Annotated in this window: 14 protein-coding genes; 7 read left to right on the top strand and 7 right to left on the bottom strand. The window is 56.7% G+C overall.

The genetic code is table 11. From position 1 onward, the window contains the following. Positions 1-7: 7 nt before the first annotated feature. A complete protein-coding gene (gene hisB / locus NHF56_RS17150; RefSeq protein ID WP_252806818.1) occupies positions 8-616 on the bottom strand; it encodes an imidazoleglycerol-phosphate dehydratase HisB in 609 nt (202 codons plus the stop codon). A gap of 184 nt (positions 617-800) precedes the next feature. On the opposite strand from hisB, the gene hslV reads away from it, so the two are divergent. From hslV to NHF56_RS17125, 5 genes are all read left to right on the top strand, one after another. Then, a complete protein-coding gene (hslV, locus tag NHF56_RS17145; RefSeq protein ID WP_252806816.1) occupies positions 801-1,358 on the top strand; it encodes an ATP-dependent protease subunit HslV in 558 nt (185 codons plus the stop codon). Further along, positions 1,321-1,869, top strand: coding sequence for a GNAT family N-acetyltransferase (locus tag NHF56_RS17140; RefSeq protein ID WP_306431192.1), 549 nt, complete (start codon positions 1,321-1,323; stop codon positions 1,867-1,869). The genes hslV and NHF56_RS17140 overlap by 38 nt, the downstream gene beginning before the upstream one ends. Continuing rightward, positions 1,866-3,176, top strand: a complete 1,311-nt coding sequence (hslU, locus tag NHF56_RS17135) for an ATP-dependent protease ATPase subunit HslU (protein ID WP_252806812.1) — start codon at positions 1,866-1,868, stop codon at positions 3,174-3,176. The genes NHF56_RS17140 and hslU overlap by 4 nt, the downstream gene beginning before the upstream one ends. Positions 3,177-3,397: 221 nt before the next feature. After that, entirely contained in the window at positions 3,398-4,348 is a 951-nt protein-coding gene (locus NHF56_RS17130) for a DUF1402 family protein (protein ID WP_373456338.1), read from the top strand. 47 nt (positions 4,349-4,395) lie between these two features. Beyond that, positions 4,396-5,790 (top strand): cytochrome P450, encoded by a 1,395-nt coding sequence (locus NHF56_RS17125; protein WP_252806810.1) that lies wholly within the window; start codon positions 4,396-4,398, stop codon positions 5,788-5,790. Positions 5,791-5,802: 12 nt separating this feature from the next. Here NHF56_RS17125 and NHF56_RS17120 read toward each other — a convergent pair whose 3' ends face one another. Beyond that, on the bottom strand, positions 5,803-6,330 hold the full coding sequence (locus NHF56_RS17120; protein ID WP_252806808.1) for a hypothetical protein: 528 nt from the start codon (positions 6,328-6,330) through the stop codon (positions 5,803-5,805). Between the two features lie 193 nt (positions 6,331-6,523). On the opposite strand from NHF56_RS17120, the gene NHF56_RS17115 reads away from it, so the two are divergent. Next, positions 6,524-8,683: a malate synthase G gene (locus NHF56_RS17115; protein ID WP_252806806.1), complete on the top strand. Its 2,160-nt coding sequence runs from the start codon at positions 6,524-6,526 to the stop codon at positions 8,681-8,683. A 56-nt stretch (positions 8,684-8,739) separates the two neighbouring features. Here the strand turns inward: NHF56_RS17115 and NHF56_RS17110 are convergent, their stop codons facing one another. Beyond that, entirely contained in the window at positions 8,740-9,393 is a 654-nt protein-coding gene (locus NHF56_RS17110) for a L,D-transpeptidase (protein WP_252806804.1), read from the bottom strand. 175 nt (positions 9,394-9,568) lie between these two features. On the opposite strand from NHF56_RS17110, the gene NHF56_RS17105 reads away from it, so the two are divergent. After that, on the top strand, positions 9,569-10,081 hold the full coding sequence (locus tag NHF56_RS17105) for an MmcB family DNA repair protein (RefSeq protein WP_252806802.1): 513 nt from the start codon (positions 9,569-9,571) through the stop codon (positions 10,079-10,081). Between the two features lie 8 nt (positions 10,082-10,089). On the opposite strand, the gene NHF56_RS17100 is transcribed toward NHF56_RS17105, so the two are convergent. From NHF56_RS17100 to NHF56_RS17085, 4 genes are all read right to left on the bottom strand, one after another. Beyond that, a complete protein-coding gene (locus NHF56_RS17100; RefSeq protein ID WP_252806800.1) occupies positions 10,090-10,641 on the bottom strand; it encodes an ActR/PrrA/RegA family redox response regulator transcription factor in 552 nt (183 codons plus the stop codon). A 20-nt stretch (positions 10,642-10,661) separates the two neighbouring features. After that, positions 10,662-12,008, bottom strand: a complete 1,347-nt coding sequence (locus NHF56_RS17095) for an ActS/PrrB/RegB family redox-sensitive histidine kinase (RefSeq protein WP_252806798.1) — start codon at positions 12,006-12,008, stop codon at positions 10,662-10,664. A gap of 78 nt (positions 12,009-12,086) precedes the next feature. Next, complete coding sequence (gene hrpB / locus NHF56_RS17090) at positions 12,087-14,564, bottom strand: ATP-dependent helicase HrpB (RefSeq protein WP_252806796.1); 2,478 nt, start codon at positions 14,562-14,564, stop codon at positions 12,087-12,089. A 190-nt stretch (positions 14,565-14,754) separates the two neighbouring features. Beyond that, positions 14,755-14,948: hypothetical protein (locus NHF56_RS17085; protein WP_252806794.1), on the bottom strand; the 194-nt coding region annotated here is incomplete at its 5' end.

The raw sequence follows: 14,948 nt of genomic DNA, 5'->3' as shown, positions 1-14,948 counted from the left end.
GTGTCCGTCAGACCAGCATACCCTTTGTGGAAGGTACGCGGGAAGCCTGGCGCGGGTCGATCTCAACAGCGGTGCGCAGCACGCGCGCCACCGACTTGAAACAAGTCTCGGCTATATGGTGATTGTTGGCACCGTAGTGGTTCATCACATGCAGTGTGATGCCGCCATGCTGGGCGAGCGCCTGAAAGAACTCGCGCACCAACTCTGTGTCGAATGTGCCGACTTTTGGCGCTGAAAACTCGACATTCCAGACGAGGAACGGTCGACCGGAAAGGTCAACGGCTGCCTTGGTCATGGTTTCATCCATCACCAGATCGAGTGATGCATAACGCGTGATACCGCGGCGGTCACCGAGTGCCTTCGAAATGGCCTGACCGATTGCAATGCCGGTGTCCTCCACCGTGTGGTGGTCGTCAATGTGAAGGTCGCCCTTGGCGACGATTTCCATGTCGATCAGCGAATGGCGCGAAAGCTGTTCCAGCATATGATCGAAGAAGCCCACACCGGTCGAAATCTTCGACACGCCGGTACCATCCAGGTTGACCGAAACGGAAATATCCGTTTCGTTCGTTTTCCGCGCGATACTGCCCTTTCGGGCGGTTGCTTCACTCGACATTTGGCAACTCCACTCTTTCTGCGTTTCCCTTATCAGGCAGCGGTAAAAATATCCAGAAGATCAATGTGATGAAATCATTCCAGCCTTTGATGGAGCGCTTCTCCCTTTGCATTCGCTGGCATCGTCCCTAAATAACCAGCAACACACAAGCGCTAGAACGCGCTAAAATAGTGAGACTATATAGATGAGCGAACACAATCCATACGGCACCATGCACGCGACAACCATCATCACCGTGCGCAAGGGCGGCAAGGTTGTCATGGCCGGCGACGGCCAGGTGAGCCTCGGCCAGACCGTCATGAAGGGCAATGCCCGCAAGGTGCGCCGCATTGGCAAGGGCGAAGTGATTGCAGGTTTTGCCGGCGCGACCGCCGATGCTTTCACACTTCTGGAGCGCCTCGAGAAGAAGCTCGATCAGTATCCGGGCCAGCTCATGCGCGCTGCCGTTGAGCTTGCCAAGGATTGGCGTACCGACAAATACTTGCGCAATCTGGAGGCCATGATGCTGGTTGCCGACAAGGACATCACCCTGGCGGTCACCGGTAACGGCGATGTTCTGGAGCCCGAACATGGCACGATGGCCATCGGCTCAGGCGGCAACTACGCCTATGCTGCAGCACGTGCATTGATGGACACAGATAAGAGCGCGGAAGAGGTGGCGCGCCGGGCGATGGAAATCGCCGGCGAAATCTGCGTCTACACCAATGGTAATATCGTGGTGGAAACGCTGGATGCCGCATGATGAGTTGCCGATTTCCTTCAGGCCAGTGAGACCGCAGGATTTTGTTCTCTTGCGGCAATGGCTGGAATATCCGCATGTTCAAAAATGGTGGTCTTCTCCAGACGAGCAAATCACCCGCATCGGTGCGCATTTGGATGATCCAACGGTTGAACCGATGATGGTTGAATATGGAGAAACCGCGTTTGCCTATATCCAGATTTGCCGGCTTGATGGAGAGCGGGTGAGCGAGCCGGCGCTGCAGGATCAACCGGACGGCACTGTGGGCATAGACCAGTTTATTGGCCCGCCGGAACTGATTGGAAAAGGCTTGGGGCCGCGTTTCATGAACATCGTTTGCGATCGACTCTTCGCCGAAGGTGTTCCCAGAATATTGGTAGACCCGGACCCGGCCAATAACAGCGCGATACGCGCTTATGAAAAGATCGGCTTTAAAAAGCTGAAGAAAGCCATGACCAAAAGCGGACCAGCGCTATTCATGAATCTGGACCGTCAGGAGTACGAAAAACAATGACGACTTTTTCTCCCCGCGAGATCGTATCCGAACTTGACCGCTTCATCATCGGCCAGCACGAGGCCAAGCGTGCTGTGGCAATCGCCTTGCGCAACCGCTGGCGCCGGCAACAGCTGGAAGATGATCTGCGCGATGAAGTCATGCCGAAGAACATTCTGATGATCGGCCCGACCGGTGTGGGCAAGACGGAAATTTCCCGCCGTCTGGCCAAGCTCGCCGGTGCGCCCTTCATCAAGGTCGAAGCCACGAAATTTACCGAAGTCGGATATGTTGGCCGCGATGTAGAGCAGATCATCCGCGATCTGGTCGAAGCCGGTATCATGCTGGTGAAGGAAAAAAAGCGTGCCGAGGTCCAGACCAAGGCGCACAAGAATGCCGAAGAGCGCGTTCTGGACGCACTTGTGGGCTCAACGGCTTCGCCTGCAACCCGCGACAGCTTCCGCAAGAAGCTGCGCGATGGGCTTCTTGACGACAAGGAAATCGAAATCGAGGTTGCCGACAATCCCGGCCCCGCCGGTGGGCTGGAAATTCCGGGCATGCCCGGTGCCAATATCGGCGTTCTGAACATTTCCGATCTGCTCGGCAAGGCCATGGGCAACCAGCCGAAGAAAAAGATCAGAACGACGGTTCGCGAATCCTACCGCGATCTCATCAATGATGAGGCCGAAAAGCTGATCGACAACGATCAGATCAACCGCGAAGCGATGAAAGCGGTCGAAAATGACGGCATCGTTTTCCTGGACGAGATCGACAAGATCGCTGCCGGTGACGGGCGCATGGGTGCAGGTGTTTCACGTGAAGGCGTGCAGCGCGACCTTCTGCCACTGGTGGAAGGAACCACAGTTGCGACGAAATACGGGCCGGTCAAGACCGATCACATTCTCTTTATCGCATCCGGCGCATTCCATGTCTCGAAACCTTCCGATCTCCTTCCGGAGTTACAGGGCCGCCTTCCGATCCGGGTGGAACTCAAGGCGCTGACAAAGGAGGATTTCCGCCGGATTCTCACTGAAACCGAAGCAAGCCTGATCCGTCAGTACAAGGCGCTGATGGGAACGGAAGGGATCAACCTTGATTTCACGGAAGACGCCATTGATGAACTTGCTGATGTTGCCGTGCATCTGAATGCGAGCGTCGAAAACATTGGTGCTCGTCGCCTGCAAACGGTGATGGAACGTGTCTTGGACGAAATTTCGTTCACCGCGCCCGACCGTGAAGGCGAGGAGGTGATGATCGATTCAGCCTATGTCCGCAAATCTGTCGGTGAATTGGCAGCCGACACGGATCTGTCACGCTATATTTTGTGACTTTCGTGGCTCAGCGCTGATCAATTTTACTTCATCGGAATATATTATTGGCCCGCCGGTTCTCGACACTGGCGGGCCTTTTTCATAAAGGTGATGGCCCTGTGAAATATGGGAATCGGTGTCTGCTGCCAAAAAAACAGATTGGGCAGGAACTAATTTGCGGCCTCCAGCCGTTATCCCAATATCAGGATTGAGGTTCGCGGAGAGAAGAATTGAGATTTTTGCGGTCGTTTGCTGTTGCGCTCATCACACTGTCCCTGGTGGCCGTTGCGGGCGCCGAGGCAGCCGGTGTTCGCGTTGTTCCGGAAGGGAACCGTTCGGCAAAACAGCCACCGGTTCCCGGCGCATCCTCCCGTCGCACATCGGCAGGCAAAACCACGTTCGATGAAAAATATGAACGCGTGGTCAAGCTTCTGGAGACCGACACGCAGCTCATGTCGAAAATCAAATCGACCGCAAAGCGCTATGGTATCGATCCTATTCACATGATCGGGGCGATTGTTGGCGAGCATACCTATAACGTGGATGCTTATGACCGGCTGCAGAGCTACTATGTGAAAGCTGCGGCCTATGCCGGTGAATCCTTCCGATTTGCCTATGACGGGGAGAAGGTAACGGACTTTGTGGAGCGGCCCCAGTTCGAACCCTGCAACAAAAACACGGATTCCTATTCGCTTTGGACTTGCCGGGAGCAGATTTGGGAGAAAGAATTCCGAGGCAAGGTCGTGGATGGAAAACGCTATCCCAATGATCGCTTCAGCAAAATCTTCTTTCAGCCGTTTTATGCCGGGCAGACCTTCGGCATCGGTCAGATCAACCCCCTGACGGCACTGCAACTGACAGATCTTGTGGCGTCGAAATCCGGCTATCCGAAACTCGACGAAACGCGGGCGGCCAAGGTCTATCAGGCCATTATGAAACCCGATATCTCGCTTGCCTATATGGCTGCGGCCATCCGCAAATCGATCGACGAATACCGCGATGTTGCGCATATGGATATTTCGAAAAATCCCGGGATTACTGCCACGCTTTACAACCTCGGGAATCCACATGAGCGAGCAGAAGAGTTGGCCGCAAAGAACAGAGGCCGCTCCAGCCCGGCATGGCCCCAGGAAAACTATTATGGCTGGTTGGTGAACGATAAGCAGAAAGAGCTTGAAGCGCTTCTCTGACACTCCATATTGTTAAGGAGTGGCACAAGGAAGGAGCGTGTTTGCGAATGGATAAAGCGGTCGAGTATTTCGAGCCGGCAGCGCCCATTCCGCGAAATACCCCACCCAGTGGGTTGGACGTGGTTCGCGTGACCATGCGCAACCCACTCGAATTGTGGGGTGAGCCCTCCTATAATGAACCCGTCATTCAAGCCCGCTTTTTCGGACAACATCTCACAATCGCAAATCACCCCGGTCTGGTCCGTCATGTTCTGGTGGATAATGCAGCCAGATATGGCATGCAGCCGGTTCGACAACTCGTTCTCAAGCCGATTTTGCGGGAAGGTCTTCTGACGGCCGAAGGCGAGAACTGGAAGCGCAGCCGCAAGGCGATGGCGCCCGTCTTCACACCGCGCCATGCGCGGGGTTTTGCCCAGCAGATGCTGGCGCAATCGGTCGCCTTTGCCGATCGTTTGGAAGAAGATGCAAGCCGGGCCTCGGAAATCAACGCCTCTGCGTTGATGACCCAGCTGACCTACGAGGTGTTGGCCGAAACGTTGTTTTCAGGCGGCATTGCACGCAGCGACGGCGACCTCGGCGAGCTGATCGACAATCTGCTCAAGACAATGGGCCGGGTCGATCCCATGGACCTGATACAGGCCCCGCGCTGGATACCGCGGCTGCTGCGCCTGCGCGGTCTCAAAACACTGCGCGGATTTCGCGACATGGTGTCTCGAACCATGGATCAGCGAAAAGCCGAAATCGCGAGCGGAAAACAGGTTCCCGACGACTTCCTGACGCTTCTATTGGGTCTGGAAGGCGAGGCGGGGCTCAACCGCAATGAGATAGAAGACAATATTCTGACGTTTATCGGTGCTGGCCATGAAACGACGGCGCGTGCGCTAGGCTGGACGCTCTACTGCCTCGCCGGCAGTCCCCATTTCAGATCTTTGGTCGAAGAGGAAATAGATCGCGTTTTGGCGACGGGCGCCGATCCTGTCGAATGGCTTGATCTCATGCCGCATGTCCGTTCCGCATTTGAGGAAGCTATGCGGCTTTATCCGCCAGCATCGAATATTGGCCGGGCGCCCTTGGAGGATGACAGCTGGACGGATGAAAACGGCAAACGCTACGATCTACCGGCCGGTGAGGCTGTTGTCGTATTGCCGTGGGTGCTCCACCGGCACAATCTCTATTGGGAAAACCCGCGCCAATACCGCCCCGAACGTTTTCTGCCCGGTGCGCGCGAAAAGATCGGGCGCTTTCAATACCTGCCGTTTGGTGCGGGCCCGCGCATCTGCATTGGAGCAACTTTTGCGCTGCAGGAAGCTGCCATCGCATTGGCAACCCTGCTCGGGCGTTTTCGGTTCGACATGACCGAAAATACCCGTCCCTGGCCGGTCCAGCGTCTGACCGTTCAACCCGCCGGCGGACTGCCGATGCGAATCAGCCATCGCCACTGAACATATGGTAGATCAACGACCATCATTTGGCGCAGCTGGAGCCTCCTGCATCGCTGCAGGCTTGTTGATGGTTTCGATGCGCGCGCAGGTCGATTCCCCAACATTCTCACATGGCTTGTAGACGACAATTTCGCTGCCTGCGCCATCATCCCACACAGCCTGAACAGCAATGGTCTTTGCCGTGCCGGGCGGCAGACTCAAATAAATGTATTCTGTGCCCTCCGGCAGATTGAAGGGCAGCTGCGGGTCACATTTGCCGAGCGGAAATTCCTTGTCCAGCGCATCGGAATTGATGGAATAGCGGATCTTGGAAAGACGGCAGTTCAGGGTCTGGAGCGCGGTGAAATAAATCAGCTGTTGTCCGGAAAAATTCCGAAACGCGATCCAGCCAGGCTGTTTGTTTGCTTCCAGCATCGTACGGAAAAGGGCCATATCCGGCAGCTGTGGTGCGTACTCGTCGCTGGCGAAAGCCTCGCTCGCGATCACCGAAAATCCAAGGCAGGCAGTCAGCGAAGCCGCCGTTCGAAATTTACGTTTCATGAGGTTCACCTTCAGTCTCAATCATCAAGGCCATAGCATTTGAAGCCAGATCGCAACATGCCTGTTTTAACGCTCCAATGCCCGGAATTATTTCCACTATGGCATAAATCTTTGAAACTTTTTCCCGATTGACCCGGCCGATGTTATGCGAAAGATTGCAACAAACATGGCACGCTCGGCGGGAGATAAAGAAATGGCGATGACAGAAAAATACGGCCTGAAGATTGATTCGAAGCTGCATGATTTTCTCGTAGACGAAGCACTGCCGGGAACTGGTGTTGATCCGGAAGCGTTTCTGAGCGCGTTTGCGGCCATGGTTGCCGATCTGGCACCCAAAAACCGCGCGCTTCTTGAAAAGCGTGATGCAATGCAGCTGAAAATTGATGCATGGTATAAGGAGAATGGTGCACCGACGGATCTGGAGGCCTATCAGGGCTTCTTGAAGGAAATCGGCTACATGGTCCCCGAAGGCGGTGACTTTCAGATTTCGACGGAGAATGTCGATCCGGAAATCTCCGAAATTGCCGGTCCTCAGTTGGTCGTCCCGGTTTCCAATGCACGCTATGCACTGAACGCTGCCAATGCGCGCTGGGGCTCTCTCTATGATGCGCTTTATGGCACCGATGCTTTGGGCGAACCGCCAAGGGGTGGCGGATATGATCCTGAACGCGGCGGCAAGGTCATCGCCTGGGCGCGTGATTTCCTCGATCGTTCGGTGCCGCTTGATGGCGAAAGCTGGAGTGTGGCGCAGGGCTTTGAGATCAAGGACGGCGCGCTTGTGGTGAAGACGCCGAATGGGACCACCGGGCCGATTGATGTGGCCCAGTTTGCCGGCTATCGCGGCACACCGGAAAGCCCGACCGCAATCGTGCTGACGAAGAACAATCTCTATATGATTGTCGAAATCGATCCGAGCTCGCCCATTGGAAAGGGCGATCCGGCAGGAATTGCTGATGTGACGCTCGAATCAGCCATCACCACGATCATGGACTGCGAAGATTCCGTCGCTGCCGTTGATGCCGAAGACAAGGTCGGCGTTTACCGCAACTGGCTCGGCCTGATGAAGGGAGACCTGCAGGAAGAGGTGAGCAAAGGCGGAAAGACCTTCGTTCGCGCCCTGAACCCCGATGTCGAGTTCCTGAGCCCAAGCGGCGAGAAGGCGTCCTTGCCCGGTCGTTCGCTGATGCTGGTTCGCAATGTCGGTCACCTGATGACCAACCCTGCCGTTTTGGACGCGAACGGAAATGAAGTGCCGGAAGGCATCATGGATGCCGCAGTGACAGCGTTGATTGCGTTGCATGACGTCGGTGAAAATGGCAGACGCGCCAATTCGCGCGCCGGCTCCATGTATGTCGTCAAGCCCAAGATGCACGGTCCCGAAGAGGTCGCCTTCGCCTGCGAGATTTTCGACCGCGCCGAACAAGCGGTCGGCATGAAGAAGAACACCATGAAAATGGGCATTATGGATGAAGAACGCCGCACCACGGTGAACCTGAAAGAGTGCATTCGCGCCGCATCGGAACGGGTCGTCTTCATCAATACCGGCTTCCTCGATCGCACCGGTGACGAAATCCACACATCCATGGAAGCCGGCCCAATGATCCGCAAGGGCGACATGAAACAGGCCGCCTGGATTTCGGCCTATGAAAACTGGAACGTCGATGTGGGCCTCGCCTGCGGTCTTTCCGGGCGCGCTCAGATCGGCAAGGGCATGTGGGCCATGCCGGACCTGATGGCGGCAATGTTGGAGCAGAAAATCGGCCATCCCAAAGCCGGCGCCAACACCGCCTGGGTTCCCTCTCCCACGGCGGCGACCCTCCACGCGACACACTACCATGCCGTTGATGTCGCTGAGGTCCAGAACAAGCTGCGATCGCGCGAAAAGGCAAAGCTGTCGGATATTCTCTCGGTCCCGGTCGCCCCGCGGCCCAATTGGACGCCGGAGGAAATTCAGGCCGAGCTCGACAACAATGCCCAGGGTATTCTGGGTTATGTTGTCCGCTGGATCGATCAGGGTGTCGGCTGCTCCAAGGTGCCGGACATCAACAATATCGGCCTTATGGAAGACCGCGCAACGTTGCGCATCTCCTCCCAGCACATGGCCAACTGGCTACACCACGGCATTGTCAGCGAAGCACAGATCCTGGAAACCATGAAGCGCATGGCTGCGGTGGTCGACAAGCAGAACGCCGGCGATCCGGCCTATATGCCGATGGATGGGCACTTTGAGAGTTCAATTGCCTTCCAGGCAGCCCTTGATCTGGTACTCAAGGGTCGCGAACAACCCAACGGCTATACCGAACCCGTCTTGCATCGCCGTCGCCTGGAGCTGAAGGCAAAGCAAGCATCTTAAAAGCAAAAAAGGCCGTCCACTGGGCGGCCTTTTTCTTGATCTCCTGGTTCTGAGAACTACTGCAGAACAACAACCTTTGCGCTGCGACCAGGTTTGACGCGCTTGTAAAGGTCGATGATGTCCTGATTGATCAGGCGAATGCAGCCGGAAGAGGCGGCCGTTCCAATGGAAGACCAGACCGGCGTTCCGTGCAGCCGGAACAGCGTATCCTGGCCCTTCTCGTTGAAGAGATAAAGCGCACGTGCGCCCAGCGGGTTGTTGAGGCCAGGGCCCATGCCGTCTTCCACATAACGGGCGACGTCCGGCTTGCGCTCAGCCATTTCCCGCGGCGGATGCCACGTCGGCCATTCCTGCTTCCATGCAACATAGGCTTCACCCTTCCAGGCGAAACCGGCTTTGCCGACGCCAATGCCATAACGAACAGCCTTGCCGCCGGGCAGCACATAATAAAGAAAGCGGTTCGGCGTATCGACCACGATCGTACCGGGACGCTCGCTGGTGCTGTAGCTCACGATCTGGCGCTGATATTTGGGATTCAGTCTGTTGATCGGGATGGCAGGCAGTGTGTAGCCGGCATCTTTGGTCACGCCATAAGAGTTGGTGAAGACCTGGGTGGTCTCTACCGCGCCACTGTCAGACGACGTCGTGCAGCCGGTGAGAATGGAGAGAGCGGAAAGTGAAAGAATAAAAGCTGAAGTGCGCAGGCGCATTGTTTTCTCTGATTGAGGTGGAGTCTCTCCCGGCTCGTCCCCCGCCGGCATTGCAACGAGATGTATGGCGAACAGTCTTAATATTGCAATACTCGCCCCAGCCAAACATCACTGGGAACATTCAAAAATTCGCGAGCTGGCTTTTTTGCAACAAGTTGACTGCTAAGATGGGCCTATGACGATTCTTTCGCTCCATTCAAACAATCCTTTGGAAGACGGGCGCCAATCTGAGCGGGCGCTGCTGATTCGCCGGGGCATGCAGCGTTTGCTGCATTCCATGCGCTTTGCGGTTCTGCCTGAACTGTCACTGCCAAGCGGACGCCGGGCTGACCTCGTGGCCGTGTCCGCCAAAGGAGAGATATGGATCATCGAAATCAAGTCCTCGATCGAGGACTTCCGCGTCGATCGCAAATGGCCGGAGTATCGCAGCCATTGCGACAGGCTTTTCTTCGCTACACACAAGGATGTGCCGCTCGAAATTTTCCCCAAGGAGTGCGGTCTGTTTCTCTCAGACGGCTACGGCGCGCACATGATACGCGAAGCGCCCGAACATAAGCTGAGCGGCGCGACACGAAAGGTGTTGATGCTCAACTATTCACGCACCGCAGCCCAAAGGCTTCTGGCAGCTGAATTGGCCGCCGAACAGGAAGGAAAGACGCTGCAGACTGAAAGTGAAGACGGTTTCTGAACCTGCTTCTACTTCGGGGCGCGTTTGGCGAGGATGCGCTGCAGCGTGCGTCTGTGCATGTTCAAGCGCCGCGCCGTCTCTGAAACATTCCTGTCGCACATTTCATAGACCCGCTGAATATGCTCCCAGCGAACACGGTCGGCAGACATCGGATTTTCCGGTGGTTCGATCTTGTCGCCAGGTGTGCGCACGAGCGCTGCGAAAATATCGTCCGCATCTGCAGGCTTTGCCAGATAATCCTCAGCACCGAGCTTAACAGCGTTCACTGCGGTCGCGATATTTCCGTATCCCGTGAGAACAATTACCTTGGCATCAGAACGTTTGCGCCGGATCGTTTCAATCACATCCAGCCCGTTGCCATCGGCCAGCCGCATATCAACCACGGCATATTTTGGCGCATGAGCCTTGGCCTTCATATGGCCTTCTGCGACCGATTCGGCTGTCTCGACGACAAAACCCCGCACTTCCATCGCCCGCGCGATGCGCCTGAGAAATGGACCATCATCGTCAACAATCAGCAGCGAAGGGTCTGGGCCAATTGCTTCATCTTCAACCGTCATCTTATCGGTACTCTCTCTCGTCAATTGTCGCCCGCATTGCCTGCAGTGATCGGGCTGTTTGTGTCGCCGTCGATAAACATAGTCGCATCCATGCGGCTACGTGGCCACTCGACAATCACTTTTGCGCCATTATTTCCATTTGTGAATTTAAGCCTTGCGCCGGATCGTTCAAGCAGCGTCTTTGCAATAAAAAGTCCAAGACCCAACCCGCCGGCACTGTCATATTGACTTCTTGAGGTGACATAAGGCTCGCCAATGCGTTGAAGAATGTCGCTGGAATAGCCAGGCCCATCATCTTCAATGACCACCAGAAGCCTGAGCGAATCATATTCCGTGGTAACGGTGACTCTATCCTTTGCGTAATCGACCGCATTTTCGATGAGGTTGCCCAAACCATAAATGATGCCGGCATTGCGCCGGCCCACGGGTTCGCCGGATCGTGATGATTTTTCCTTCAACTCCAGTTTTATGCCGAACTCCCGGTAAGGCGTCATTGCCTCTTCAACAAGCGAAGAAAACGGCAGGAGGCGCAAACTGGCCTCATCTTCCGTGGAGAGTGTTGTCAGCCGGCGCAGGATATCCTTGCAGCGATTGGTCTGGCTCTGCAGTAATTGCAGGTCTTCCGTGAAACGTTCGTCGCTGCCGAGCGCGCGTTGCATCTCTTTCGCCACAACGCTGATTGTGGCAAGCGGCGTCCCCAGTTCGTGGGCTGCTGCTGCTGCCAGCCCATCCAGCTGCGACAGGTGGTTTTCCCGCTGCAGCACAAGTTCGGTAGCCGCCAGCGCATCGGAGAGCTGGTTGGCTTCCACAGAAACGCGGTAGGCGTAAAAGGCCGCAAACGCGGTCATCGAGAGAATGGCAAACCAGGTGCCTGTCAGCAGTTCGGTCGGCAGGAAAAAACGCCTGTCTTCATACCAGGGCAGTGGAAACGGCGAGAATGCAAGAACGGAGATAAAGACCAGAAGCAATGCACCCAGCGCCACAGTGTAGCGGATGGGCTGCGAAGCAGACGAGATGATAACGGGCACACACAGAAGCGGCGCGAACGGGTTGGTCAGTCCGCCGGTGATAAAAAGCAGCCCCGCCATCTGGCTGAGATCGAAGCTGAGCAGAGCCAAAGTGGGCCCAGGCTCAAGCCGGTAAGTCGGGGGGTAGCGCAACGACAGCCCCACATTGACCACCGCCAGGGCACCGATCAGCACAGTGGCAGCCAGAAGGGGCAAGTGGAAATCGAGCCACACATGAACAAGAAGAACAGCAAGCACCTGACCGATCGCGCCCACCCACCGCAGCCGGATAAGGGTCTGAAGCCTGATTCGTCCGCCAAGTCCGAAGCTTTTCGCCTCATAGGAAAGTGACTGTGTCATTTGACGCTGCCTTTTTAAGAGCAATTCGCGAGAGTTCATTTGAGCTTTTGACCGCGAATCGCCAAGAATACAAATTTCTTAACGTCCACGCGGCTTGGCGCGATGCGTGGCTTCAGCCTCGGCGGGGTCTTCCGGCCACGGGTGTTTGGGATAGCGCCCCCGCATTTCAGCACGAACATCCTTCCAGCTGCCGGCCCAAAAGCCCGGCAAATCCCGCGTTGTCTGAATGGGCCGATGTGCCGGTGACGTCAGCTCCAAGAGAAGCGGCCAGCGCCCGCCCGCAATGGAAGGGTGCGCTTTCAGCCCGAAAAGCTCCTGAACCCTGACGGAGAGCAGGGGCTCTTCGCCTTCATACTGAATAGGATGGCGCTGGCCTGCCGGTGTCTCGAAGTGAGTCGGTGCCAGAACGTTCAAATCCCGCTGCAGATCAAAAGGCACGAGTGCATGAAGCCCTTGCTTCAGGCTTGCAGGGGTCACCTTGTCCAGGCTGCGTACACCGCTTTGAAACGGCACGAACCAGTCATCCAGCCCTTCCAGCAGAGCATTATCTGAGACGTCAGGCCAGGGTGAGCCGAGGCTTCGGTGCAGGAAGCCAATCCGCTCACGCAGTTGCAGCGCCTCCTTGCCAAAGTCGATTGCATCAAGCCCGAGGGCGCGCAGCCCCTCGGCCAATGCTTTGGCGGCGGCGTCGCCCGTCGGTGCGGGCAAAGGCGTTTCCTCGAATATGATGGCACCCAGGCGTGTTGATCGACGCGCACGTACCTGACGGGATTGCCGGTCAAAATACGATTGCTCGCCGGTGATGATTGCGCCGGGCAGGCGGTCTTCTATGTCCTGGCGGCTAATGGCGGCTGCGGAAAGAATGCGCGTCTTCCCCGCTTTCCCCGTCGCATCGGCAACCACAATCAATTCCGAGCCTGCCAGCGCTTCCTCAGGCGGAATTTCACCCCCGCGCCCGTTGGCCATCAAAAACCGCCCCCGCCCGCCGCGCTGAAAGGCGATCCGGTCAGGATATGCATCGATCAGCAGTGCGCCTGCATGCACCGCCGCGTCACGATCAGATTGGCCTTTGACGCTGGACGCGATCTTGCGGGCAAGCCCCCTGGCTGCGTCTGCCCGCTGGCTCCGGTCTCGCTGGAACCCCGCCAGTCTCGTATCAAGATCAAGCCCGCTTCCGCCAAGGCCCTGCTCGCCTAGAAGAACGGCGAGCAGGGCCGCTTGCCTTGCTTCTCCCCGTTCACCTGCAGCAACCACCATGGCGGCGAGCCGCGGCGGCAGGCCAAGCGCGCGCATTTGCTTGCCTTTTGTGGTCAGGCCATAGCTGTCATCAAGAGCGCCGAGCGAAATGAGAAGCTGGCGGGCCTCCTGAAGCGCCGCCTTGGGCGGCTGATCTGCAAAATGAAGCATTGCCGGATCGGATACACCCCAGGCGGCGAGATCGAGAACAAAGCCGGTCAGGTCGGATGCCAGGATCTGCGGCGGTGTGTGGGCCGGCAAGGCTGCCGTCTGTCCGGCATTCCAAAGCCGAATCGCGATGCCGGGCTCCGTTCGGCCCGCGCGCCCGGCCCTTTGATCAGCTGCAGCGCGCGAAACACGCACGGTTTCCAGCCGCGTCATGCCCGTTGCCGGCTCGAAGACAGGAAGCCTCTGAAACCCGCTATCAATCACAATACGAACACCGTCGATCGTGATGGAGGTTTCCGCAATCGAGGTCGCCAGCACAATCTTCCGTGTTCCGGCTGCCGGAGGAGTGATGGCCTGGTCTTGCTCCTTCTTTGACAGATTGCCAAAGAGCGGAACAACAAACGTACCGGTGCCGAAGTGGCCTTCAAGCCTCTCATAAACGCGCCTGATTTCACCCTGTCCTGGCAGGAAGGCGAGAATGGACCCGCTTTCTTCAGCATGTGCCTTGACAACAGACCGTGTCACGCTTTCCTCTATGCGTTCTCCCGGCGGGCGATCCTCATAACGGATATCGACCGGAAAACTGCGGCCCCGACTTTCAATAACTGGCGCACCGGCAAGCACATGCTGTGTCTTTTCCACGTCCAGCGTGGCCGACATCACGATGATACGCAGGTCATCGCGCAACGCCTCCTGCACGTCGAGCGCCAGCGCCAGCCCGAAATCAGCCTCTAGAGACCGCTCGTGAAACTCATCAAAGATAACGGCCCCAATACCGTCCAGAGACGGATCGTCAAGGATCATGCGGGTGAAGACACCTTCCGTCACCACCTCAATGCGGGTCTTGTTGGAGATCTTGCTGTCGAGCCGCATGCGGTAACCCACCGTCTGCCCCACCGGCTCGCCAAGCAGATCTGCCATACGCTGAGCGGCAGCCCGTGCTGCAAGACGCCGCGGTTCGAGCAATATGAGGCGACGATCCTCTCTCCATGCGGTGTCCAGGAGGCGCAGAGGCACAAGCGTCGTCTTGCCCGCGCCGGGCGGTGCGCACAGGATCGCACGATTGCCGTCGCTCAACGCTTCCAGCAGCTGCGGCAGAATTGCTTCCACAGGAAGGCGATCCGCGCCTTGAGTTTCGCTACCCAATTTCATCTTCTAGTCCGGATCCAGTTGATCTTTGGATTCGCGCGTTTGAACGCCGATTGCAAGACAATTAGGCCAGTTTCATGTGTGCGCCGAAGCACACGCAAGGTGCATATTCCGCCGCATATTGTGAAAACAGCGCAGGCGTTGCGAGGATTCGGGAATTGCGACCTCAACAGCCCCCTCAAAAGCACCGTTTTCAAGAGCGCTGAATCGGTGCGCTGAAATAACCTAGTAAAATCAATGCACTGGAAAAAAATGACAGTTTTTTGAATTTCGTTGTTGACTCTCTGAGGGGGGTAGTTCTATAAGCCCAATCACTGACGAGGGCGGCGGCGCTGCTGGCGACGACCTCCTTCGCTCTTGGAAAATCTTCAGAAGTTGCTGGTAAGT

The organism is Rhizobium sp. L1K21, from assembly GCF_024055895.1.
Classification (GTDB): domain Bacteria; phylum Pseudomonadota; class Alphaproteobacteria; order Rhizobiales; family Rhizobiaceae; genus Ensifer_A.
The sequence above is the reverse complement of the archived record's forward strand: the minus strand, read 5'-3'. Positions and strand labels throughout refer to the sequence as shown.

Coding starts and splice junctions, on each gene's coding strand:
- hisB (WP_252806818.1), bottom strand. CDS start 616: ATGTCGAGTGAAGCAACCGCCCGAAAGGGCAGTATCGCGCGGAAAACG.
- hslV (WP_252806816.1), top strand. CDS start 801: ATGAGCGAACACAATCCATACGGCACCATGCACGCGACAACCATCATC.
- NHF56_RS17140 (WP_306431192.1), top strand. CDS start 1,321: ATGGTAATATCGTGGTGGAAACGCTGGATGCCGCATGATGAGTTGCCG.
- hslU (WP_252806812.1), top strand. CDS start 1,866: ATGACGACTTTTTCTCCCCGCGAGATCGTATCCGAACTTGACCGCTTC.
- NHF56_RS17125 (WP_252806810.1), top strand. CDS start 4,396: ATGGATAAAGCGGTCGAGTATTTCGAGCCGGCAGCGCCCATTCCGCGA.
- NHF56_RS17120 (WP_252806808.1), bottom strand. CDS start 6,330: ATGAAACGTAAATTTCGAACGGCGGCTTCGCTGACTGCCTGCCTTGGA.
- NHF56_RS17115 (WP_252806806.1), top strand. CDS start 6,524: ATGGCGATGACAGAAAAATACGGCCTGAAGATTGATTCGAAGCTGCAT.
- NHF56_RS17110 (WP_252806804.1), bottom strand. CDS start 9,393: ATGCGCCTGCGCACTTCAGCTTTTATTCTTTCACTTTCCGCTCTCTCC.
- NHF56_RS17105 (WP_252806802.1), top strand. CDS start 9,569: ATGACGATTCTTTCGCTCCATTCAAACAATCCTTTGGAAGACGGGCGC.
- NHF56_RS17100 (WP_252806800.1), bottom strand. CDS start 10,641: ATGACGGTTGAAGATGAAGCAATTGGCCCAGACCCTTCGCTGCTGATT.
- NHF56_RS17095 (WP_252806798.1), bottom strand. CDS start 12,008: ATGACACAGTCACTTTCCTATGAGGCGAAAAGCTTCGGACTTGGCGGA.
- hrpB (WP_252806796.1), bottom strand. CDS start 14,564: ATGAAATTGGGTAGCGAAACTCAAGGCGCGGATCGCCTTCCTGTGGAA.